The organism is Pseudoxanthomonas japonensis (assembly GCF_043632995.1).
Classification (GTDB): Bacteria; Pseudomonadota; Gammaproteobacteria; order Xanthomonadales; family Xanthomonadaceae; genus Pseudoxanthomonas_A; species Pseudoxanthomonas_A japonensis.
The window spans coordinates 547351-568892 of the sequence record NZ_CP171632.1; the positions used below are offsets into that span (position 1 = coordinate 547351).

Here is a 21542-nt window from a genome sequence, read left to right on the forward strand (position 1 = left end):
ATCGTTTCCACAGCTGAAAACAAGGGGTTTTTCGACGACAGGCACCCGAATCACAGAAAGTTGACAACGCTGTCAATCGCGCGTCCAATGCGGCCCAATGCGAGAGGCGAAGGGGTCCTCGAGCACGTATTCCAACGCCATTCGTGAATTTCCGGAGAGGGGAAAGTCCATGAAGCAAGTGCAATCCGTTCCGAAGAAGCGGGTGCTGACATCCGCATTGTTGTTCGCGCTGGCCGGCCCTGCGTGGGCCCAGCAGGCGGAGCCGCAAGGCACCGCGCCCGTCGCGACCGATCAGGTGGATCCCACCGAACTCGACACGGTCGTTGTCAAGGGCATTCGCGCCAGTCTCGAGTCGTCGATGAACCTCAAGCGCGATGCGCAGGGCGTCGTCGACGGCATCGTCGCCGAGGACATCGGCAAATTCCCCGACACCAACCTGGCCGAGTCGCTGCAGCGCATCAGCGGCGTGTCGATCGATCGCACGTCCAGCGGCGAAGGTTCCAAGGTCACCGTGCGTGGCATGGGCCCGGACTACAACCTCGTGCTGCTCAATGGCCGCCAGATGCCGGCGTCCAACCTCGGCAGCGGCGGTGCAGGCAACTCCACGTCGCGTTCGTTCGACTTCGCCAACCTGGCCAGTGAGTCGATCTCGGAAGTGCGCGTTTTCAAGACCGGCCGAGCCGATAATCCGACCGGCGGCATCGGTGCGACCATCGACGTGCGCACAGCGCGCCCGCTGGACGCCGAGCCGGTGGCGAGCTTCGGCCTGAAGGCGGTCAACGACAGTTCCAACCGCAACCTGCCCGATACCCTGCAGGGCAGCGATTTCACCGGCGAGATGTCCGGCATCTTCAGCCAGACCTATGCCGACGGCCGCTTCGGCATCACGCTCAGCGGCAGCTACCAGGAGCGCGATTCGGGCTTCAACCAGGCCTCGGTGGCCGATGGCTGGCTGACGTTCTACGGCGACAATACAAACAGCTGGCAACGACTGCCGCTCCCGGGCGAGACCTACTACGACCGTATCCAGAATCGTCCGGGCCTGGACGACGTCTATGCGCGTCCGCAGAACACGGGCTACAGCGTCAACGGCGTGCAGCGCCAGCGCACCAACGGCCAAGTGACCCTGCAGTGGGCGCCCACCGACCGCGTGACCACGACGTTGGACTACAACTACATCGAGAACAAGGTGCAGCAGCAGCGCAGCGAGTTGTCGGTGTGGTTCAACTACGGCCCGGGCGACAGTTCGTGGACCGACGGTCCGGTTGCAGCGCCGATCATCTACTCCGAGGACATGACCGGCGCCGACCTGTCGATGGGTGGCATGCAGCTGGCCACCAGGACGCAGGGCGATTCGCTCGGCTTCAACGTGGAGTGGGAGGTCAGCGACAACCTGAACCTCGAGTTCGACTACCACAACTCGCAGTCCGAATCGAAGCCCGACAGTCCGCTCGGTTCTGCCGGCGTGCTGGGCGTGGCCGCCTACGTGCGCGGTACCACCACCGTCGACTACTCTGGCGAGATCCCGATCGTCAACGTCGTGCTGCCGCCGGGCCAGACCGAGGTACTGGCGTCGCAGGCACTGGTCACCGGCTCGGTGTTCCAGAACAGCTACAACAAGTCCGAAGTCGAGCAGATGCAGGCCAAGGGCCGCTTCGAGTTCGGCGAGTACTCGGGTCTGGACTTCGGCGTATCCGCGATGGAGGTGCAGAACCGCTCGGCGTCGTCGGTCATGCAGCGCGATACGTGGGGCGGCGTGGGTACGCCGGCCGACTACGACGACAGCATCTGGTACACCGACCACATGTCGCGGTACTTCGATGCCTTCGGCAACCACAACAACCCGAACTGGACCGACACCTTCCTGGTGTTCGACTTCGAGCGCCTGCGCCAGGCGGCGATCAACGAGTCCGGCTGCGCCACCTGCTACCAGATGCCGACGCAGTTCACCGACGACATCCGCACGACGGAGAAGTCCAAGAGCGCGTACGTGCAGTGGACCACGATGTTCGACTGGTCCATGCCGCTGCACGTGGCACTCGGCGTCCGCTACGAGGAAACGGAAGTGGTTTCCACCGCGCTGGAACGCGTCGGCGAGACCATCAGCTGGGTCGCGGCCAACGAGCTCTACGTCAATTACGCGGACGGGCAGTCGTTCGGCCGGCGCGAAGGCAAGTACGACTACCTGCTGCCGAACCTGGACTTGAAGCTGGACCTCAGCGACAGCATGGTGCTGCGTGGCAGCTACAGCCAGACCATCGGTCGTCCGGGCTGGGGCGCCATCCGCGGCGGCCAGCAGCTGGCCAACGTGGTCCGCATCAGCGGCGGCGACGGCAGCCGCGGCGATCCGTCGCTGGAACCGCTGCTGTCGGACAACTTCGACCTCTCGTTCGAGTGGTACTACGGGTCGGGCAGCTACTTCTCGGTCGGCTACTTCCGCAAGGACATCAAGAACTTCATCAGCGACACGGTGGTGCGCGAAGAGCCGTTCGCACTCCATACGCCGGTGGGCGGTGCGTACTGGAACAACGCGCTGGCGGCAGGCTGTCTGCCGACGGACGGCGACTGCATCCGGACCTACATCTTCACCAACCACGCCAACGATCCGGGCGTGAACGTCGCGGCAGGTACGATCACCGGCCAGCCGGGTGATCCGATCGCCGGCTTCAACATCACCGTGCCGGCCAACCAGCGTTCGGACACGCTTGATGGCTTCGAGATCAACGTGCAGCACGTGTTCGGCGAGAGCGGGTTCGGCCTGGCGGCGAACTACACCAAGGTCGATTCGGGCCTGACGTTTGACAATACGGACCTGGGCGACCAGTACCCGCTGGCGGGCCTCAGCGATTCGGCCAACCTGGTGGCGTTCTACGACAAGGGGCCGTGGCAGGTGCGCGCGGCCTACAACTGGCGCGACGAGTTCTTCAACGGCGTGGGCGGGCAGGGCAACAACCCGAACTACGTTGAAGCCTACGGTCAGCTCGACATGAACGTCAGCTACCAGGTGACGCCGAACCTGACCCTCAGCCTGGAGGGCATCAACCTCACCGACGAGACGCAGCGCACCCACGCCCGTCACGAGAACATGGTGCGGTTTGCCACCCAGACCGGTCCACGCTACATGTTCGGCCTGCGGTACAAGTTCTGACCGCAGCGGCGTGATCCAGGGCGGAGTCGTCGGCGTGTCCGGCGGCTCCGTCTTTCTTTGCGCCATGGGTTCGGGCACGATGCCCGGGAACTGCGCTTCCCACCAAAGATGGCCTGCGAGAGCCCATGAGCCAGCATGTGCTGTTGAACAACGTCGAACACCGCATGTTGCGCGTCCACGCCGGACACGGCGCGGCACTAGGCGACGCGGTCATGCGTGCATTGACGTTTCCCGCCGAATTCCGCGACGTGCAGGCGCACTATCCGATCGTGTTCGCGCGTGATGGCGACGGTCGCTTCGTGCCGCTGGCGTTGCTGGGCCTGGAGGAGGGCGAGAACCTGTTCCTAGAAGGGACGCGCTGGGACGCGACCTATGTTCCGCTGTCCATCCGGCGGCAACCTTTCCTTGTCGGCGTCTCCGGAGAGGAGCGTCTGCTGCACGTCGACCTGCAGCACCCGCGCGTCACGGCCGACGGCGGCGAGATGCTCTTCCAAGAACACGGCGTCGCCACCGATCATCTGGAACGGGTCAAGTCCGTGCTGCTGGCGCTGCATGACGGCGTCGTCGCCACGCCCACCTTCATCGATACGCTGGTACAGCACGAGCTGCTGGAGTCGTTCGTGCTGGACGTGAAGCTGGACGACGGTTCGCACAACCGTTTGGCCGGCTTCCACACCATCGACGAGGCGCGCTTGCAGGCGTTGCCGGGCGCGGTACTTGAGCAACTGGCGCGCGAGGGTCACCTGCTGCCCATCTACATGGTGCTGGCCTCGCTCTCCCGGTTCCGCGACCTGATCGAGCGGATCAACCGACGCCGTGCTGCCGCTGCCTGACGCCATCGAAGAGGTAGCCGGGTGCGATCCCGCCGCCGTACCGGAATCGCTGCTGTCCGGTAGTACGCCATTGGTACTGCGCGGCCTGGCGTCGGCCTGGCCTGCGGTACGGGCGGCGCGCGCATCCGCACAGGAAGCGATCGCGTATCTCAAGCGTTTCGACCACGGCCGCATGCCGGTCGTCGCCACGGTGGCCCCTCCCGAGGCCGGCGGGCGTGTCTTCTACAATGCGGACCTGAGCGGCTTCAACTTCCGGCGCGAAGAGGTGCCGCTGGCGGTCGCGCTGGATACGCTGCGCAAGTATCTCGACGCCGCCGCGCCGCCGTCGATCTACGTGGCATCCACCACGCTGGACACGTTCCTGCCCGGGTTCCGTGCCGAGAATCCGATGCATCTCGGCCAGCGCGATCCACTGGCCAGCATCTGGATCGGCAACCGCAGCCGGATCGCCGCACACCAGGACGTGCCTGACAACCTGGCCTGCGTGGTGGCAGGCCAGCGACGGGTCACGCTGTTCCCGCCGGACCAGTTGGAAAACCTCTACATCGGACCGCTCGATCACACGCCGGCGGGTCAGGCGGTGAGTCTGGTCGATTTCGCCGCGCCGGACCTGCAGCGCTTTCCCCGTTTCGCCGAAGCGATGCGGCATGCGCATACGGCGGTGCTCGAGCCCGGCGATGCCGTGTTCATTCCGTCCATGTGGTGGCATCACATGGAGGGCCTGGACCCCTTCAATGTGCTGGTTAACTACTGGTGGCGCCGCACGCCGGCGTGGATGGACACGCCGATGAACGCGCTGATGCTGGCCATCACCAGCCTGCGCGACCTGCCGCCGCACGAGCGCGCCATCTGGAAGGACGTGTTCGACCACTACGTGTTCGGCTACGACGAAGCTGTCGACGCCGCCCACATCCCCGAATCCGCACGGCGCGTGTTGGCGTCGCTCGACGAAGACCGTGTCCGCCACCTGCGTGCGCTGCTGGTGCAGCGCCTGAACCGATAGAGTCCGCCGCATGCAAAGCCAAGAAGCCATCGCCACGCCCCGTCCCGTCAAGCGCGTCGTCATCGCCGGTGGCGGCACCGCAGGCTGGATGGCGGCCGCCGCGCTGTCGAAGACGCTGGGCAAGGTGCTCGACATCACCCTGGTCGAGTCCGAAGAGATCGGCACCGTCGGAGTGGGCGAGGCGACCATCCCGACGCTGGTGGTCTTCCATCGCCTGCTCGACATCAAGGAGCAGGATTTCATGGCGGCCGTGCAGGGTACGGTGAAGCTGGGCATCTCGTTCGAGAACTGGAAGGACGTCGATCACCGCTACATCCACTCGTTCGGCATCAGCGGCAAGGACCACTGGTCGGCGGGCTTCCAGCACTTCTGGCTGCGCGGGCGCGCCGAGGGCGTGGCCAGCGAGTACAGCGACTACTGCATCGAACTGCAGGCGGCGCTGCAGGACCGCTTCTCGCACCTGCCGCGCTACCACGTGAACTACGCGTACCACATGGATGCGGCCCTGTACGCCCGCTTCCTGCGCGATTTCAGCGCGCGCCATGGCTGCAAGCGCGTGGAAGGCAAGATCGTCGATGTGGCCACCGATGCCGAGGGCTGCATTTCCTCGATCAAGCTGGAACGCGGCGAGACGATCGAAGGCGACCTGTTCATCGACTGCACCGGCTTCCGTGCGCTGCTGATCGGCAAGGCATTGGGCGTCGGCTATACCGACTGGTCGCAGTGGCTGTTCAACGACAGCGCGCTGGCGACGCAGACCACGGCCGTCCGCGATGCCGTGCCGTACACGCGCGCGATCGCCGGCACGGCCGGCTGGCAATGGCGCATTCCGCTGCAGCACCGTGTCGGCAACGGCATCGTGTATTCGAGCCGTCACATGAGCGACGACGAAGCGCGCGAGGAGTTCCTCGGCAGCGTCGAGGGCGAGGTCATCAAGCAGCCGTGGCCGATCCGCTTCAAGCCCGGCCAGCGCCAGCAGTGCTGGGCGAAGAACTGCGTGGCGCTCGGCCTGGCCGGCAGTTTCATCGAGCCGCTGGAGTCGACCACCATCCACCTGATCCAGCGCGGCATCGTGCGCCTGCTGCAGACGTTCCCGCACACGATCACCCAGCCGGCGATCGATGAGTACAACGCGCGTCTGGACGAGGAGCTGCAGCATGTGCGCGACTTCGTGGTGATGCACTACAAGGTCAGCGACCGGCGCGACTCGCCGTACTGGCGCGAGATCGCGGAGATGGAGATCCCGTCCACGCTGCGCCATCGCATCGACCTGTTCCGCGAGACCGGCACCGTCTTCCACGTGCCGGGCGAACTGTTCGGCGAGAACTCGTGGATCCAGGTGATGATGGGGCAGGGCATCGTGCCGAAGCGCTACCACCCGACGGCGGACGTGATGTCACCGGCTGACCTTCAGCGCTTCCTCGATGACATCCGCCGCAACGTGCTGGACACGGCGCGGCAGATGCCGGCACACATGGATTACCTGCGCAGCTACTGCCCCGCTCCGAAGCCCTGATCCCGCCGATGCCGGCATGGCCTATGCTGCCGGCATGGACGACGCGAGACTCGAGGACTTCGTTGCGGCGCACCGCCACCTGTTCGTGCTGACCGGCGCGGGGTGCAGCACGGCATCCGGCATTCCGGACTACCGGGATGAGCAGGGGGCGTGGAAGCGCACGCCGCCGGTGACATACCAGGCCTTCGTCGGTGAGGTGGCGACGCGCCAGCGCTACTGGGCACGCAGCCTGCTCGGCTGGCCCCGCGTTGCGGCGGCACGACCGAATGCGGCGCACCGCGCGCTGGCGGCACTCGAGCAACAGGGTCGTTGTGAATTGCTGCTGACGCAGAATGTCGACGGCCTGCACCAGGCCGCGGGCAGCACGTCGGTGATCGATCTCCACGGCCGCCTGGATGGCGTGGTGTGCCTCGCATGCGGCGCGACGACCTCGCGCGCACGCCTGCAGCTCCGCCTGCAACAGGCCAACCCCGGCTGGGCCAGTCTGGAGGCGGGTGCTGCGCCGGATGGTGACGCGGATCTGGAAGGGAGAGATTTTTCCCTGTTCCAAGTGCCTGCATGCGAGCGCTGCGAGGGCCTGCTGAAGCCGGACGTGGTGTTCTTCGGTGAGAACGTGCCGCGTGCGCGGGTCGATCGTGCGATGGCGCATCTGGGCCGGGCCGACGCGATGCTCGTGGTCGGGTCGTCGCTGATGGTCTACTCGGGCCTGCGCTTCGTGCACGCCGCGATACGGCTTGGCCTGCCCGTGGCGGCGGTCGGTTTGGGGCGCACACGCGCGGACGATGTCCTGCAGTTCCGGGTGGCGGCGCCCTGCGGCGAGGCGCTCGCTTTCCTGCTGGACGACGCAGAGCGTCCGCCGGTCACTCCGTCGGCGGTTGCAGGCTGACCCAGCGCTCCAGCGAGTGCGGCGACAGCGGGCGCGAAACGTAGTAACCCTGCAGCAGGTCGCAGTTGAGCGAGGCCAGTACCGCACGCTGCGCCGCATTCTCCACGCCCTCGGCGACTACCTTCAGCGACAGGCTTTCGCCGATGCGCAGGATGGACGTGGTCAGCGCACGCGCGGATTCGCTGTGTTCGAGATCGCGGACGAAGCTCATGTCCAGCTTCAGCTCGCTGATCGGCAGGCGGTGCAGGTGGCTGAGACTGGAATAGCCGGTGCCGAAATCGTCGATCGACAGGCTGACGCCCATCCGGTGGATCGCGTCGATATTGGCGAGCACTTCCGGCTTCTGCGCCAGCATGACGCTTTCGGTCACCTCGACCATCAGTTCGTCGGGCGACAGACCGCACTTGCCCAGTACGTTGCCGATGAAGGTGGGCAGGTCCTGCTGTTCGAAGTTGATCGCCGACAGGTTGACCGACACGCGCGGCACCGGCACGCCGCGGCGGCGCCAGTCGGCCATCTGCGTGCAGGCTTCCTCCAGCGTCCAGCGGCCCAGCTCGTCGATCAGGCCGCATTCCTCGGCCATCGGCACGAACGTCGCCGGCGAAATCTCGCCGATCTCCGGGTGCCGCCAGCGCAGCAGCGCCTCGACCCCGTGCAGGCTCGCATCGTCGTCCAGCGCGACCTGCGGCTGGTAGTGCAGCCGCAGCTGGCCGCTGCGCACGGCCTCGCGCAATGCATTCTCCAGCGCCAGACGCTCCTGCATCGCCTGGTTCATCTCCAGGCTGTAGAACACGATGCGGCCACCACCCTCGGACTTGGCGCGGTACATGGCGATGTCCGCATGCCGCACCAGCGAATCGACGTCCCAGCCATCGGTGGGGAACATCGCCACGCCCACGCTGGCCTGCGGGGTCAGCATCATCCGGCCGGCACTGAGCGGCTCCGACAGGCGGGCCATCAGCCGGTCGGCGAGGTTGGCCGCCTCCTCCGCCGTGCGGTCGGGGACCGCGAGCACGAATTCGTCGCCGGCCAGCCGCGCCACCACGTCGCCGTCGCGCAGTTCGCTGCCCAGGCGCTTCGCCAGTTCGCGCAGCAGCGCGTCGCCCGCCGTGTGGCCCTGGGTGTCGTTGACGATCTTGAAGCGGTCGATGTCGACGAACAGCAGTGCCACGTGGCTGTCGCGGCGGGCAGCGCCCAGCAGCATCTGTTCGACCTTGCTGTTGAACAGCGCACGGTTGGGCAGGCCGGTGAGCGTGTCGAAGAACGACAGCTGGTGCATGCGGGCGCGTTCGCGCTCGCGCTCCATCGCCAGCGCGCACAGGTGCAGGCAGACGTCGGCCACGCGCAGGTGGAATTCGTCCGGCGCGCGATTCTCCCAGTAGTACAGCGCGAACGTGCCGAGCACGCGGCCGTCGTTGCCCTTGACCGGGCTGGACCAGCAGGCGCGGATGCCGAGCGCGAGGAACGGCGCGTTGTGGGACTGCCAGCGCGGATCGCGCTCGATGTCCCGGCATTCGACCGGCTGCCCGCTCCAGGCGGCCGAGCCGCAGGCGCCGACCATCGGCCCGGCCAGCTCGCCGTCGATCAGGGTGGCGATCTGGTCGGGCAGGCTGGGCGATGCCAGCGGACGCAGGCGGCCGTAGTCGTCGACGCCGATCACCGAGGCCACGGCCTCGGGCATGACCTTCTCGACTTCACGGCAGATCAGCGTCAGCACCTCCTGCAGCGGTTGCTCGCGGACGATCGCGGAAAGCACCTTGCGGTGCATTTCCTCGTGCAGCTTGCTGTGGGTGATGTCGGTGTAGACGCCGAGCAGGTAGCGGACGTTGCGCTCGGGGTCGAACACCGGATTCACCACCGCCGAGATCCACAGCGGCACGCCGTTCTTGGCGTACACCAGCAACTCGGTGCGGTAACCCTGCTGGGTGTGCAGTTGCCCGCGCACCCATTCGACCGTTTCGGGGTCGGTGTGCGGGCCGGCGAGGAAATCGCTGGGCCGGCGCCCGAGGGCGTCTTCCGGCGTGTAGCCGAACATGCGCGTGAATCCCTGGTTGATCCAGGTGACGCGCGCGGCCTCGTCGCAGACGACGATGGCGTTGTCGCTGTGGTCGATGACCCATGACACGTCGGGTTCGCCATCGGCGACGTACGAAGGCATGGCGATGGCAGTAGGCCTCACGGTCGGTTCTTCCCCAAAAGAACGGTTGCCGCCTGATGGACCGGGTTCGTCACGGCATTCCCTGCCGAGCCGTTCCCGAGACAGGGCAATACGTCGAGGTATTGCCCGTGATCGCAGCACTCTACCTGAAGTTTTCCGTGACGCGGGCGACGGCGGGACGTGCAAACGCTTCCAGCCCCCGGCGCGCCGGATCGCTGTAGCGGCGCAATCCGCCGATGGCTCCGCGCGTGCGCGCAATGTCCAGGGTCCGCCCCGACAGGTGCGCACCGACACGGTGCGATCGGCGGTGCGGTTCCGCCTGTCCGCCGGAGATGCCGGTGGCTGAGTGGTGCCGGCGCGCGTCTGCGGCGAGAATGGTGGCATGACCACTTCTTCCGCTTCCGCCGTGCTCGAAACCGTCGAACAGGAAACCGGCCCCGCGCCGCAGTGGTCCGTGCTGTGGCTGCACGGACTGGGCGCCGACGGCCATGACTTCGCGCCACTGGTGCCCGAACTGGTGCGGCCGGACTGGCCGGCACTGCGCTTCGTGTTCCCGCACGCGCCGGTGCGCGCGGTGACGATCAACAATGGCGTGCGCATGCGTGCGTGGTACGACATCGTGGGCATGGATTTCCCCACCCGCGCCGACAGCGCCGGCATCGAGGAATCCATCGTGCAGGTGGAGGCGTTGATCGCACGCGAACAGGCGCGCGGCATCGCGCCGGACCGGCTGTTGCTGGCCGGCTTCTCGCAAGGGGGCGCCATCACCTTGGCGGCCGGTCTGCGCAGGCAGGTACCGCTGGCAGGGCTCATCGCACTGTCGACCTACCTGCCGGGCGCTGCCCAGGCCAAGGCCCATCTTGCCCAGGCGGCGACCGCGCAGCCTGTCTTCATGGCGCACGGCACGGGCGATCCGGTGATTCCGCTCGTCCATGCCGACCAGAGCGCGCGTGTACTGGGCGAGTTGGGCTTCGACGTCCAGTGGCACCGCTATCCGATGGCGCACCAGGTGTGCGCGGAGGAAATCCGTGACCTGGGTGACTGGATGGCGCGGCGTTTTGCGTTGTAATCCCCACGCGCCCCCCGGTGGATGACGCAGGGCGTCGCCATGGGTAACCTAGGACTCGGGGGATCACGCCAACGTTCACCGAGGACGCCTTTGCCGTGAAAGTGGTCATCGCCGACGACGAATCCCTGGCCCGCGAGCGGTTGCGCGCGCTGCTCGCCGAGCATCCCGGCATCGACGTGGTGGCCGAAGCCGAAAATGGCCTCGATGCGCTGCAGGCGTGCTCGCAGCATCGCCCCGACATGGTGCTACTCGACATCGCCATGCCCGGCGTAGACGGACTGGAAGCGGCCCGCCACCTGGCGGCCTTCGATCCGCGTCCGGCGGTGGTGTTCTGCACGGCCTACGACGAACACGCGCTGTCCGCGTTCGAGGCGGCGGCCATCGACTACCTGATGAAGCCGATCCGTCCGGAACGGCTGGCCGCGGCGCTGGAGCGCGCGCGTACCTTCATTGCCGGGCGCGAGAACCATCCGCCGGCGGCATCGAGCGACCAGCCGCGCACGCACCTGTGTGCGCGCCTGCGCGGCAGCCTGCGGTTGATCCCGGTGGACGAGGTGCATTACCTGCAGGCCGAGGAGAAGTACGTGGTGGTGCACCACGCCCGCGGCGAGGATCTGATCGAGGAGTCGCTGAAGTCGCTGGAGGAGGAGTTCGGCAGCCGCTTCGTGCGCATCCATCGCAATTGCCTGGTGGCGCGGCACGAGTTGGTCGAGATCAAGCGCGTGGGCGATGGCCACGTGCAGGCCATCCTGCGCCACGGCAAGACGCCTCTGGAGGTCAGCCGCCGTTGCGTGGCCGGCCTGCGCGAGACGGTCAAGGCGCTCTGATCGCCGCGGACACCGCCCCATGCGGGATAATGCCCGCATGACCACGCTGCGCATCGCCACCCGCAAGAGCCCGCTCGCCCTCTGGCAGAGCGAACACGTCGCCGATCGCCTGCGCGCCGCGCACCCCGGTCTGGTCGTCGAGCTGGTGCCGATGAGCACGCGTGGCGACGAAGTGCTCGACCGGTCGCTGGCCGCGATCGGCGGCAAGGGCCTGTTCCTCAAGGAACTTGAATTGGCGATGCTGCGCGGCGAAGCCGATTGCGCGGTGCATTCGCTCAAGGACGTGCCGATGGAACTGGAGGGCCCGTTCGCCCTGCCGGCCATCCTGACCCGCGCCGATCCTGCCGATGCGTTCGTCTCGAATCTGTACGCCGATGTCGCCGCGCTGCCGCAGGGCGCACGGGTGGGTACGTCGTCGCTACGCCGTCAGGCGCAGCTGCGCGCGCTGCGCCCGGACCTGGAACTGCGCGACCTGCGCGGCAACGTCAACACGCGCCTGGCCAAGCTGGATGCGGGCGAGTACGACGCCATCGTCCTGGCCTGCGCCGGCCTGCAGCGGCTCGGTTTCGCCTCGCGCATCCGTGCCCGGCTGGATGCGCCGGACTGGCTGCCGGCGCCTGCGCAGGGTGCGGTTGCGGTGGAGTGCCGCGCCGAAGACCCTGATACGCACGCGTTGTTCGCGGTACTGGACGATGCCGCCACCCGCATCTGCGTGGAAGCGGAGCGGGCGATGAACCGCGCGCTGCATGGCAGCTGCCATGTCCCCGTCGCCGCATTCGCGCAGCGCGATGGCGGCGATCTCGTGCTGTCGGGACTGGTGGGATCGGCCGCCGATGGCCAGGTGCTCCGTACCGAAGCGCGCGGACCGGCCACCGATCCGGACGCGCTGGGGCGCAGGGTTGCCGCGCAGCTGCTGGAGCAGGGTGCGGGAGCGTTCCTCGCCTGAAGATGCTTACTTGAAGCGGTAGACCACGTTCATCGTGGTCAGCGTGTCGGTCTTCTTGATGTCGGGCGCGACGTCGCTGTTGTGGCGGGCCTGCCAGCCGGCCTTCAACGCCAGGTGAGAGTTCATCGTCACCGACACGCCCAGATCGTTCTGCGCGAACGTGTTGTACTCGCCCGACTCCACCAGCAGCTTGTTGACGATCTCGGTGTTCTCGCTGAGGGCGTAGCGCATGTCGATGAGGCCACGGCCGATGAAGCTGGCTTCGGTGCGGCCGTCCACGGTGTCGTAGGCACGCCGGTAACCCGGCCCGACCTGCAGGTCGAGGTGCGCGCGTTCGTTTTCGATCACGCGGTTGCCGTAGCTCAGGCTGACCGACTGCTGCCGGCTGTAGGTGCCGAAGTCGTCTTCCTCATGGCGCACCGACGTGTTGAGTGTGCCGCGGTCGTCCATCTTGTACGCGCTGTTGGCGGTCACCGTGTAGCGGTTGGCGGTGGTGCGACGGTCGCGGACGACGCTGCCGTCCTCCTGCGTGCGCGTGTACTCCGAGCGCGAATGCAGGCCGAACAGGCTGGCGCTGTGGCGCCAGGCGCTGCCGTCGTTGTAGGTGAGGTCCAGCCGCCCGTTGAAGCTTTCGTTGTTGCTGTTGCCACTGGCAGCCGCAAAGCCCAGTTCGCCACCGCCGGTCAGCGCCGGGGCGGGCGGGGTGGCCGGTGGCGGCGGCGGTGCCTCTTCCGGAATCGGGCGCACTGCCATCGCGACGACCGGCACCACGATGGCGTCCTGCTTGCTCAATCCCTTGCCGGTCTCCGATGCGGCGGTCTTGTCGTTGCGTGGCAGCAGGATGTCGGTGGCGTGCGCCTCGATCGCGCCGCCCGTCACGAGGGCAAGGGCGAGCAGGGAAGGGGACATCCGGGCGGGCATGGCGAATCTCGGGGGAGGGGGGGCGACTGAAACCGGTTACATGGTAGGGAGGCGCCATCGGCGCGACAACCCAAGTGCTTGTTCCGATTCAGGTTTGCGACATGCATTCTGCCACGGGAGCGGGTCCGGATCAGGATCGCCGTCACGGACGGCAGCGTTCGCGGTATTCCCGCAGTTCCCAGGCCAGGCGTCGTCGTCCTTCGTCGCTGGTGTCCGGCAGCAGGCCGTAGACGTTGTCGTGGATCTGCGGGCAGGGGTCCGTGGTGTAGTCGGGACCGCCAAAGAGCCATCCGATCGTCTTTTCCAGCGTCTGTTTGGGCGAGGTCGGCTCACGCATCCGGAATCGACCGCCGTTGGCGCCGCCGGGAAGCGGCGGTATGCGACTGGCGGTCAGCGCGGGCTGGAAATCCAGCGCCGGCGCCGTTTCCATGGCCCATGCCGCGCCCTGGGCGAGATAGTCGGGAGTGGGGGAGGGCGTCGATGTTGCTGTCGCCGAGGTCGGTCGTGAGGCTCGTTGTGGTGACGGGACGCGGCGACGCAAGTCCGGCACCCGGGAATCTGCCGAGGACGAGGGAGGTGTCGCGGGCGGCGGACGAAACGGAGCAGGTCGCGGGCGCTCGATCCAGCGCACCCGCATGGCGGGTGGACCCGCGCGCTCATCGGCGCTCGGATGGGGGGTGCGCAACAACACCCAGGTCACCATCCCATGGATCACCACCACGATCATGGCCGCGATGGCGCGGCTCCGGCCTTCCACTGACATCCTGTCATCTCCGCATCCTGTACGCGGAGTCTGTCGCGCCGGAAATGAATCCGGAGTTATGCCATCGGGCCATCGCCGCGTGGCGTGGCGCATCGCCCGCGAGCGTGCAGGTATCTCAAGCGGCCAGGGTGCCTTGGGTCCGTGCGTTGGGGGCGCCACGTCGGCGAGGACACGCCGCGGCACCAGGCACCGCACGGGCCCAAGGCGCCATCGGCGCCTGTCCCCTGTCTCCGATCCAACGGCGGGCAGGCGATGAAAACGGCCACCCGTCGGTGATAATCCGCGCACGCCCCCTGCCGTGCCGCCCATGGACAAGATCGAACGCATCACCGCCCTGCACCGCATCCTGAAAGCGGCGCGCTATCCGGTCACCGTGAAGCGCCTGCAGGAGGAGCTGGGTTGTTCGCGTGCCACCGTCTATCGCGACCTGGCCTACCTGCGCGACGCGCTGATGGCGCCGATCGAGGGCGATGGCGAGGCGGGCTTCCGCTACCACGCCGCCGAAAGCGACCGCTTCGAACTGCCGGGCCTGTGGCTGAGTTCGGAAGAGCTGTATGCGCTGCTCGCCGCGCAGCAGTTGCTGGTGCGCACCGGTGGCGGCGTGCTGTCGGGCGCGCTGGCGCCGCTGCAGAAGCGCATCGAAGGCTTGCTGGCCGACCATGCCGGCGTCGACCACTGGCCCGTCGACCGCGTGCGCGTCATCCCGCACCGCGGGCGCAAGCTGGACGAAGCCAGCTTCCGCACCGTCGCCTCCGCCGTGCTGGAGCGCAAGCAACTGCAGTTCGAGTACCGCGCACGCTCCACCGACGAGCGCACCAGACGCACCGTGTCGCCGCAGCGCATCACCCACTACCGCGACAACTGGTACCTGGATGCGTGGGACCACGAGCGCAACGCATTGCGCAGCTTCGCCGTCGACCGCATCGGCAATGCGCGGCTGGGCGATGAACCCGCGCGCGACCTGCCCAACGAAGAACTGAACCAGCACCTGGCCTCGAGCTACGGCATCTTCTCGGGCGAACCCAAGGGCTGGGCGACCATCCTGTTCAGTGCCAAGGCCGCGCGCTGGGTCGCCGACGAGCAATGGCACTCCAAGCAGCAGGGTCGCCACCTGCCCGATGGCCGCTACGAGCTGAAGATTCCCTACAGCGTCTCGCGCGAGCTGCTGATGGACATCCTGCATTACGGCGCCGACGCCGAGATCGTGGAGCCCGCGGTACTGCGCGAGCAGGCGAAGGCGCTGCTGGAACTGGCGCTGTCGAACTACGAGAAGAAGTAGGCCTCTATCGGGGTGGCGCGCAGGTGTTCGCGAACTCGACCACGGCGTTCGCCAGGCGGTAGCAGCGGAAATGCCGGTGCTCACCCAGCCAGCCCTCGAACACCAGGAAATCCGCACTGCCGTCCGAATACGTCCTGACCTGTGAGGGTGAGCCGACCAGCGGGATCACTTCGCGGAACTCCAACGTACCGTCGGTTGCCCGGGCTAGTCGGTGCACGGCGCCCCGATTTTCGCTCCCGTGCGCCAGGCCAACGATAACGAAGGCGTCGGTGCCGTTGCTGGAAATACCGAAGACGTTGTCGCGCAGCAGGACCTGGCGCGTGCCATCCGGGTCGACGAAGGCAAGTTCGCCGATCCATTCACCGCGATCCGTGCCCAGCAGATGTCCACCAAACGCCGGGACGGATACCTCGGAGGCGTGCGCCGTCGATGCCGCTATCAAGGCGAGCACGAGGCAGAACCGCGCAGCGTGCCCGCAACGAAAGCAGCGGAGCGCGGATTTCATCACGACCCCTTCGGTTCCCCGAACCCCGGCTTGCCCACCTGTTCCGGCACCTGCGGCACGCGGACCAGCTGCCGGGCGTTGATGCCATGGTCGCGGGCGCGCCTGACCAGGTCCTGGTACTGCGCATCGGCCATCACCGGATCACGGGCCAGGATCCAGCCCATGTCGCGCCCCGGGTAGTCGGCCAGGGCCCACGAGTAGTCGGGCGCCACCTCGACGATGCGCCACTTCGCCGGCACCACGCCAACGAACCACAGCGTCCACTCCCGGTTGCCGCTGCCCTCCTTGACCGAGGCGCGCGCATCGCGAGACTGCTCCGGTGCGGCGAAGCCCTCGCGGTAGTGGTAGGTCACGCCCACCTTGTCGCGGTCGCGCAGCGCGTACTCGTAACGCGCCGCCACATGGCCGCGCTCGGCGAAATAGGGGATGTGGGCGATGACGCGCCAGGTGCCCATGAAGCGTGGCAGGTCGACGCCAGCAGGCTCTTCGCGGACGTCGCCGCGATGGCCGCAGCCGGCCGCCAGCACCAGCAGGCAGGCGAGCAGTGCGTAGCGGGTCGCACGGGGAAACACGGCCATGGGCATGTGGAACTCCTTTCTCCCCGTCATACGGACACGCTAGCCATCAGGATGCGATGGAGATGTTAACCGCTGATGTCGCAATCGGTGAGATGCGCGTGCGCCACTGTGACGTCCAGTCGACATCACCTCACAGGAGTGCGCCGCCATGTTCTTCCTTTCGCCCGCTTCGTCCGCCGCGCCGTCATCCGACCGGCCCGATGCCGCCCTGGATCGCCTGCTCCGGCGCGCCGTGCTGACCGGCCTGGCGCTGGTGCTGCTGGTGCCCCTGGCGCGCGCCAGCACCGACACGCTGGGATGGCTGCCGCTCTGGCTGGTCGGCATGCCGGCGGCGGCCTGGTGGGCGCTGCACCGGTTCAGGGTGCCCGGCCGGGCCGCCGCAACGCGTATCGAACGGCGGCGCCGTGGACCGCAGGCGCGGCGCCTCCCGAGGGCGGCCTGACCTTCGGCAGGGGGTGGCCTCCGGGCCTTGTGCTAGCGTGACATGTTCATGAACTGCACCTCCGGAGCCCCGTCCGATGTCAAAACTCGCCCATGCCTGCCTGGCGGCAGGCTTCGCCGTTGCCGGCGCGCTGTCGGTACCCGCTCACGCCAGGGGCGCTGACGTGTCCGACGACCCGTATGCCTGGCTGGAGGACGTCGAGGGCCAGAAGCAACTCGACTGGGTGAAGGGCGTCAACGCCAAGGCCGAGGCCGAGATCGCGTCGACGCCTGCCTTCAAGCAGTTGGAAGCGGACATCCGCGCCATCCTCGACTCCGACGCCAAGATCCCCGGCGTGCAGAAGATCGGCGACCACTACTACAACTTCTGGAAGGACAAGCAGCACGAGCGTGGCCTGTGGCGCCGCACCACGCTCGCCGAGTACCGCAAGCCGCAGCCGCAGTGGGAAACCGTCCTGGACCTGGACGCGCTGAACAAGGCCGAAGGCAAGAACTGGGTCTGGCACGGCGCCGACTGCCGCAAGCCCGACTACACCCGCTGCCTGATCGCGCTGTCGCGCGGCGGCGCGGACGCGGATGAGACCCGCGAGTTCGACCTGGTCAACAAGAAATTCCTGGCCGACGGCTTCTACCGTCCCGAGGCCAAGGGCGGCCTGGGCTGGAAGGACGCCGATACCGTCTACGTCTACACCGACTTCGGCGCCGGCAGCATGACCAGCTCCGGTTACCCGCGCATCGTCAAGGAATGGAAGCGCGGCACGCCGCTGGACAGCGCCAAGGTGGTCTACGAAGGCAAGCCGGACGACATGTACATCGCGGCGTACCACGACGACACGCCGGGCTTCCAGCGCGATTTCGTCAGCCGCACGCTGGCCTTCTACAACGACGAGATGTACCTGCGCGGCAAGGACGGCACGCTTACCAAGATCGATGCGCCGAACTCGGCCAACAAGGGCGCGTTCCGCGAGTGGCTGACGCTGGAGCTGCGCGAACCGTGGACCGTCGGCGGCAAGACCTACGCCGCGGGCTCGCTGCTCGCCGCGAAGTTCGACGACTTCATGGCCGGCAAGCGCACGTTCGACGTGCTGTTCGAGCCGACCCAGACCACTTCGCTCGCTGGCATGTCCGTGACCAAGAGCCACGTCGTGCTGAATGTGCTGGACGATGTCAAGAACAAGCTCAGCGTGCTGACGCCGTCGGCCACCGGCTGGAAGCGCAGCGCGTTCGTCGGCGCCCCCAGCTTCGGCACGGTCAGCGTCAGCGCGGTCGACAGCGACGATAGCGACGCGGTGTGGATGACGGTCACCGACTATCTCACCCCGACCACGCTGTCGCTGGTCGAGCTGGGCCAGCAGCCGGAACAGCTGAAGTCGATGCCGGCGTTCTTCGACGCGGCCGGCAAGAAGATCGAGCAGCACTTCGCCACCTCGAAGGACGGCACCAAGATCCCGTACTTCCTGGTGCGCCCGGAAGGCCTGAAGTACGACGGCAAAACGCCGACCCTGCTGTACGGCTACGGTGGCTTCGAGATCTCGATGACGCCGGGCTATTCCGGTGGCGTCGGCAAGGGCTGGCTGGAGAAGGGCGGCGTCTACGCGGTCGCCAACATCCGCGGCGGCGGCGAATACGGCCCGCGCTGGCACCAGGCGGCGCTGAAGGCCAATCGCCACAAGGCCTATGAAGACTTCGCGGCGGTCGCGCAGGACCTGATCGCCCGCAAGATCACCTCGCCCAAGCACCTGGGCATCCAGGGCGGCAGCAACGGTGGCCTGCTGACCGGCAACATGCTGACGCAGTATCCGGAGCTTTTCGGCGCCGTGGTGGTGCAGGTGCCGCTGCTCGACATGAAGCGCTACAGCCACCTGCTGGCCGGTGCGTCGTGGATGGCCGAGTACGGCAACCCCGACACGGCCGACTGGGAATTCATCAAGACCTTCTCGCCGTACCACCTGTTCGATGCCAAGAAGGACTATCCGCCGACGCTGTTCATGACCTCGACGCGCGACGACCGCGTGCACCCAGGCCATGCCCGCAAGATGGCGGCGATGATGCTGGATGCCGGCAAGGACGTGCGCTACTACGAGAACATCGAGGGCGGCCACGGCGGTGCGGCGAACAACGCCCAGGCCGCGCACATGAGCGCGCTGGCCTATACGTTCCTCTGGCAGCAGCTGTCGAAGTAAGTGTTGGCTCCCTTCCCCCGCATGCGGGGGAAGGTGCCCGAAGGGCGGATGGGAGCAGCGCCGACGTCAAACGGAGTCGCTCGCCCCCACCCCAACCCTTCCCCGCATGCGGGGGAGGGGGCCTATCCCGACGCATTGCATCCCGCATTCCCGGACCCCATCCATGAAGACGACTTCCCTCCTGCTTGCCGCGACCGTCCTGATGAGCACGCCGATCACCTCCGCTTTCGCCGCCACCGCCACCCCGCCCGACGTGGCCAAGAAGCCGCACGTCGTCAAGGCGCCGCATGGCGCCGAGCGCAATGACGAGTACTACTGGCTGCGCGACGACAAGCGCGAGAACAAGGAGATGCTCGCCTATCTCGAGGCCGAGAATAAGTACACCGACACGGTGATGGCACCGCTGAAGCCGCTGGAGGACAAGCTCTACAACGAAGTCGTCGCGCGCATCAAGCAGGACGATGCCAGCGTGCCCTACCGCGAGCGCGGCTGGTGGTACTACGCGCGCTTCGTGACCGGCAAGGACTACCCGGTGCATGCGCGTCGCAAGGATGGCCCGGGCGTGGACGCAGTGTCGATCCAGGCGGCGAACGCGGCCGGCGACTTCGCCGGCGAGCAGGTGCTGCTGGACGTCAATGCGCTGGCGGGTGACAAGCTCTTCTACAGTGTCGGCGACTACGAGGTCAGCCAGGACAACCGCCTGCTCGCCTATGCCGACGACACCAACGGCCGCCGCCAGTACACGATCCGCTTCAAGAACCTGGACACCGGCGAGATCCTGCCGGATACCGTGACCAATGCCGAACCGAACCTGGTCTGGTCCAACGACGGCAGCACGCTGTTCTACGTGGACAAGGATCCGGAAACCCTGCTCAGCAAGCGGGTGAAGTCGCACGTGCTGGGTACCCCGGCCAGCGACGACAAGCTGGTCTACGAAGAGGAAGACGACAGCTTCTACATGGGCATCGGCCGCACCCGCGACGATGAATTCATCTGCATCGGCGTGGAAAGCACCGTGTCCTCGGAGATGCGCTGCACGCCGGCCGCCAGCCCGGGTGTGTTCACCGTGCTGGCGCCGCGCGAGCGCGACGTCGAGTACCAGGCCGATCATCTGGGCGGCCGCTGGGTGATCCGCACCAATGCCGACGGCGCCACCAATTTCAAGGTCGTCACCGCGCCGACCGGTTCGACTTCGCGCAAGGACTGGAAGGACTGGATCGCGCACCGCGACGACGTGTTCGTCGAGGGCATCGAGCTGTTCGACGGCTTCAGCGTGGTGTCCGAGCGCGCCAACGCGCTGGAGAGCCTGCGCGTGATCAAGGCCGACGGCAGCAGCGAGGACATCAAGGCCGACGAGCCTGCGTACTCGATGGGCCTGTCCGCGAATCCCGAGACCGGCACCGACTGGGTCCGCTACAGCTACACGTCGATGACCACGCCGGCCACGACCTACGAGATCAACACCAAGACCGGCGAGCGCCGCCAGTTGAAGCAGCAGCCGGTGCCGGGCTACGACGCCTCGAAGTACGTGACCGAGCGCGTGTGGGCGCCGGCCCGCGACGGCAAGACGAAGATCCCGGTGACGCTGGTGTACCGCAAGGACGTCGCCCGCGACGGCAAGGCGCCGATGCTGCAGTACGCCTATGGCAGCTACGGCTCGTCGATGGACCCGAACTTCAGCATCACCAACATCAGCCTGCTGGACCGCGGCGTGGTGTATGCGCTGGCGCACATCCGCGGCGGCCAGGAAATGGGCCGTACCTGGTACGACGACGGCAAGCTGTACAACAAGATCAACACCTTCACCGACTTCATTGACGTCACCGATTACCTGGTGAAGGAAGGTTATGCGGCCAAGGATCGCGTCGCCGCGATGGGCGGCAGCGCCGGTGGCCTGTTGATGGGTGCGGTGTCGAACATGGCGCCGGAGAAGTACAAGGTCATCCTGACCCTGGTGCCGTTCGTCGACGTGGTCACCACCATGCTCGACCCCAGCATCCCGCTGACCACCAACGAGTACGACGAGTGGGGCAACCCGGAAGAGAAGGGCTACTACGACTACATCCTGAAGTACTCGCCCTACGACAATCTGCAGGCCAAGGCCTACCCGGCGATGTTCGTCGGCACCGGGCTGTGGGATTCGCAGGTGCAGTACTGGGAGCCGGCCAAGTACGTCGCCCGCCTGCGCGACCTGAACACGAGCAAGAACACCATCGTGTTCCGCACCAACATGGAAGCGGGCCACGGCGGCAAGTCGGGCCGTTTCCGCCAGTACCGCGAGCGTGCGGAAATGTACGCCTTCATGCTGGACCAGTTGGGCGTGGCGTCGAAGTAACCGCGTCGTGCGTGAACAGGGAGAGCCGGGGAAACCCGGCTCTTTCCGTTTCCGGATCGCGGACCCGGGGGCTTCAGTAGATGCAGGTCACCGCCGATAACCCGGAAGAGTCGGCGCGGGCGGGTGAGGGTCATGGCAGGGTGGGGTGCGG

17 protein-coding genes are annotated in these 21542 nt (G+C 67.0%); 12 read left to right on the forward strand and 5 right to left on the reverse strand.

From position 1 onward, the window contains the following. Positions 1-169 precede the first annotated feature (169 nt). The 5 genes from ACGHX3_RS02390 to ACGHX3_RS02410 all read left to right on the forward strand — a co-directional run bounded on the left by ACGHX3_RS02390 (position 170) and on the right by ACGHX3_RS02410 (position 7386). Positions 170-3148 (forward strand): TonB-dependent receptor, encoded by a 2979-nt coding sequence (locus ACGHX3_RS02390; protein ID WP_394696273.1) that lies wholly within the window; start codon positions 170-172, stop codon positions 3146-3148. A 125-nt stretch (positions 3149-3273) separates the two neighbouring features. Next, on the forward strand, positions 3274-3981 hold the full coding sequence (locus ACGHX3_RS02395) for a SapC family protein (protein ID WP_394696274.1): 708 nt from the start codon (positions 3274-3276) through the stop codon (positions 3979-3981). Continuing rightward, positions 3965-4984 (forward strand): cupin-like domain-containing protein, encoded by a 1020-nt coding sequence (locus ACGHX3_RS02400; protein WP_394696275.1) that lies wholly within the window; start codon positions 3965-3967, stop codon positions 4982-4984. The genes ACGHX3_RS02395 and ACGHX3_RS02400 overlap by 17 nt, the downstream gene beginning before the upstream one ends. A 10-nt stretch (positions 4985-4994) precedes the next feature. After that, a complete protein-coding gene (locus ACGHX3_RS02405) occupies positions 4995-6500 on the forward strand; it encodes a tryptophan halogenase family protein (RefSeq protein ID WP_394696276.1) in 1506 nt (501 codons plus the stop codon). Between the two features lie 16 nt (positions 6501-6516). Continuing rightward, the gene (locus tag ACGHX3_RS02410) at positions 6517-7386 is read left to right on the forward strand and encodes an NAD-dependent protein deacetylase (RefSeq protein WP_394696277.1); all 870 of its coding nucleotides are present in this window, start codon (positions 6517-6519) and stop codon (positions 7384-7386) included. On the opposite strand, the gene ACGHX3_RS02415 is transcribed toward ACGHX3_RS02410, so the two are convergent. Further along, positions 7361-9565: an EAL domain-containing protein gene (locus ACGHX3_RS02415; protein WP_394696278.1), complete on the reverse strand. Its 2205-nt coding sequence runs from the start codon at positions 9563-9565 to the stop codon at positions 7361-7363. The genes ACGHX3_RS02410 and ACGHX3_RS02415 overlap by 26 nt on opposite strands. Positions 9566-9926: 361 nt before the next feature. On the opposite strand from ACGHX3_RS02415, the gene ACGHX3_RS02420 reads away from it, so the two are divergent. The 3 genes from ACGHX3_RS02420 to hemC all read left to right on the forward strand — a co-directional run bounded on the left by ACGHX3_RS02420 (position 9927) and on the right by hemC (position 12386). Continuing rightward, entirely contained in the window at positions 9927-10613 is a 687-nt protein-coding gene (locus tag ACGHX3_RS02420; protein ID WP_394696279.1) for an alpha/beta hydrolase, read from the forward strand. A 95-nt stretch (positions 10614-10708) separates the two neighbouring features. Further along, on the forward strand, positions 10709-11440 hold the full coding sequence (locus ACGHX3_RS02425) for a LytR/AlgR family response regulator transcription factor (RefSeq protein WP_394696280.1): 732 nt from the start codon (positions 10709-10711) through the stop codon (positions 11438-11440). 37 nt (positions 11441-11477) lie between these two features. Next, on the forward strand, positions 11478-12386 hold the full coding sequence (hemC, locus tag ACGHX3_RS02430; protein ID WP_394696281.1) for a hydroxymethylbilane synthase: 909 nt from the start codon (positions 11478-11480) through the stop codon (positions 12384-12386). 6 nt (positions 12387-12392) lie between these two features. On the opposite strand, the gene ACGHX3_RS02435 is transcribed toward hemC, so the two are convergent. Beyond that, positions 12393-13139, reverse strand: coding sequence for a YdiY family protein (locus ACGHX3_RS02435; protein WP_162337219.1), 747 nt, complete (start codon positions 13137-13139; stop codon positions 12393-12395). Between the two features lie 310 nt (positions 13140-13449). Beyond that, positions 13450-13737, reverse strand: a complete 288-nt coding sequence (locus ACGHX3_RS02440; RefSeq protein WP_313927697.1) for a hypothetical protein — start codon at positions 13735-13737, stop codon at positions 13450-13452. Between the two features lie 640 nt (positions 13738-14377). On the opposite strand from ACGHX3_RS02440, the gene ACGHX3_RS02445 reads away from it, so the two are divergent. Next, a complete protein-coding gene (locus ACGHX3_RS02445) occupies positions 14378-15349 on the forward strand; it encodes a helix-turn-helix transcriptional regulator (RefSeq protein WP_394696282.1) in 972 nt (323 codons plus the stop codon). A 4-nt stretch (positions 15350-15353) separates the two neighbouring features. On the opposite strand, the gene ACGHX3_RS02450 is transcribed toward ACGHX3_RS02445, so the two are convergent. After that, entirely contained in the window at positions 15354-15857 is a 504-nt protein-coding gene (locus ACGHX3_RS02450; RefSeq protein WP_394696283.1) for a hypothetical protein, read from the reverse strand. Then, positions 15854-16438 carry a lipocalin family protein gene (locus ACGHX3_RS02455; RefSeq protein ID WP_394696284.1) on the reverse strand — a complete coding sequence of 195 codons (585 nt, stop codon included), beginning with the start codon at positions 16436-16438 and terminating at the stop codon, positions 15854-15856. Before ACGHX3_RS02455 ends, ACGHX3_RS02450 begins: the two co-directional genes overlap by 4 nt. A 142-nt stretch (positions 16439-16580) precedes the next feature. On the opposite strand from ACGHX3_RS02455, the gene ACGHX3_RS02460 reads away from it, so the two are divergent. The 3 genes from ACGHX3_RS02460 to ACGHX3_RS02470 all read left to right on the forward strand — a co-directional run bounded on the left by ACGHX3_RS02460 (position 16581) and on the right by ACGHX3_RS02470 (position 21391). After that, complete coding sequence (locus ACGHX3_RS02460) at positions 16581-16874, forward strand: hypothetical protein (RefSeq protein ID WP_313927695.1); 294 nt, start codon at positions 16581-16583, stop codon at positions 16872-16874. A gap of 76 nt (positions 16875-16950) precedes the next feature. Next, positions 16951-19056: a prolyl oligopeptidase family protein gene (locus ACGHX3_RS02465; RefSeq protein WP_394696285.1), complete on the forward strand. Its 2106-nt coding sequence runs from the start codon at positions 16951-16953 to the stop codon at positions 19054-19056. Positions 19057-19219: 163 nt separating this feature from the next. After that, positions 19220-21391: a S9 family peptidase gene (locus ACGHX3_RS02470; protein ID WP_394696286.1), complete on the forward strand. Its 2172-nt coding sequence runs from the start codon at positions 19220-19222 to the stop codon at positions 21389-21391. Positions 21392-21542: the final 151 nt, after the last annotated feature.

What these genes read in the sequence shown, in the direction of transcription:
- ACGHX3_RS02460 (WP_313927695.1), top strand. Translation starts at nt 16,581, where the DNA reads ATGTTCTTCCTTTCGCCCGCTTCGTCCGCCGCGCCGTCATCCGACCGG.
- hemC (WP_394696281.1), top strand. Translation starts at nt 11,478, where the DNA reads ATGACCACGCTGCGCATCGCCACCCGCAAGAGCCCGCTCGCCCTCTGG.
- ACGHX3_RS02455 (WP_394696284.1), bottom strand. Translation starts at nt 16,438, where the DNA reads ATGCCCATGGCCGTGTTTCCCCGTGCGACCCGCTACGCACTGCTCGCC.
- ACGHX3_RS02410 (WP_394696277.1), top strand. Translation starts at nt 6,517, where the DNA reads ATGGCCTATGCTGCCGGCATGGACGACGCGAGACTCGAGGACTTCGTT.
- ACGHX3_RS02445 (WP_394696282.1), top strand. Translation starts at nt 14,378, where the DNA reads ATGGACAAGATCGAACGCATCACCGCCCTGCACCGCATCCTGAAAGCG.
- ACGHX3_RS02440 (WP_313927697.1), bottom strand. Translation starts at nt 13,737, where the DNA reads ATGGAAACGGCGCCGGCGCTGGATTTCCAGCCCGCGCTGACCGCCAGT.
- ACGHX3_RS02470 (WP_394696286.1), top strand. Translation starts at nt 19,220, where the DNA reads ATGAAGACGACTTCCCTCCTGCTTGCCGCGACCGTCCTGATGAGCACG.
- ACGHX3_RS02465 (WP_394696285.1), top strand. Translation starts at nt 16,951, where the DNA reads ATGTCAAAACTCGCCCATGCCTGCCTGGCGGCAGGCTTCGCCGTTGCC.
- ACGHX3_RS02405 (WP_394696276.1), top strand. Translation starts at nt 4,995, where the DNA reads ATGCAAAGCCAAGAAGCCATCGCCACGCCCCGTCCCGTCAAGCGCGTC.
- ACGHX3_RS02420 (WP_394696279.1), top strand. Translation starts at nt 9,927, where the DNA reads ATGACCACTTCTTCCGCTTCCGCCGTGCTCGAAACCGTCGAACAGGAA.
- ACGHX3_RS02395 (WP_394696274.1), top strand. Translation starts at nt 3,274, where the DNA reads ATGAGCCAGCATGTGCTGTTGAACAACGTCGAACACCGCATGTTGCGC.
- ACGHX3_RS02435 (WP_162337219.1), bottom strand. Translation starts at nt 13,139, where the DNA reads ATGGCAGTGCGCCCGATTCCGGAAGAGGCACCGCCGCCGCCACCGGCC.
- ACGHX3_RS02390 (WP_394696273.1), top strand. Translation starts at nt 170, where the DNA reads ATGAAGCAAGTGCAATCCGTTCCGAAGAAGCGGGTGCTGACATCCGCA.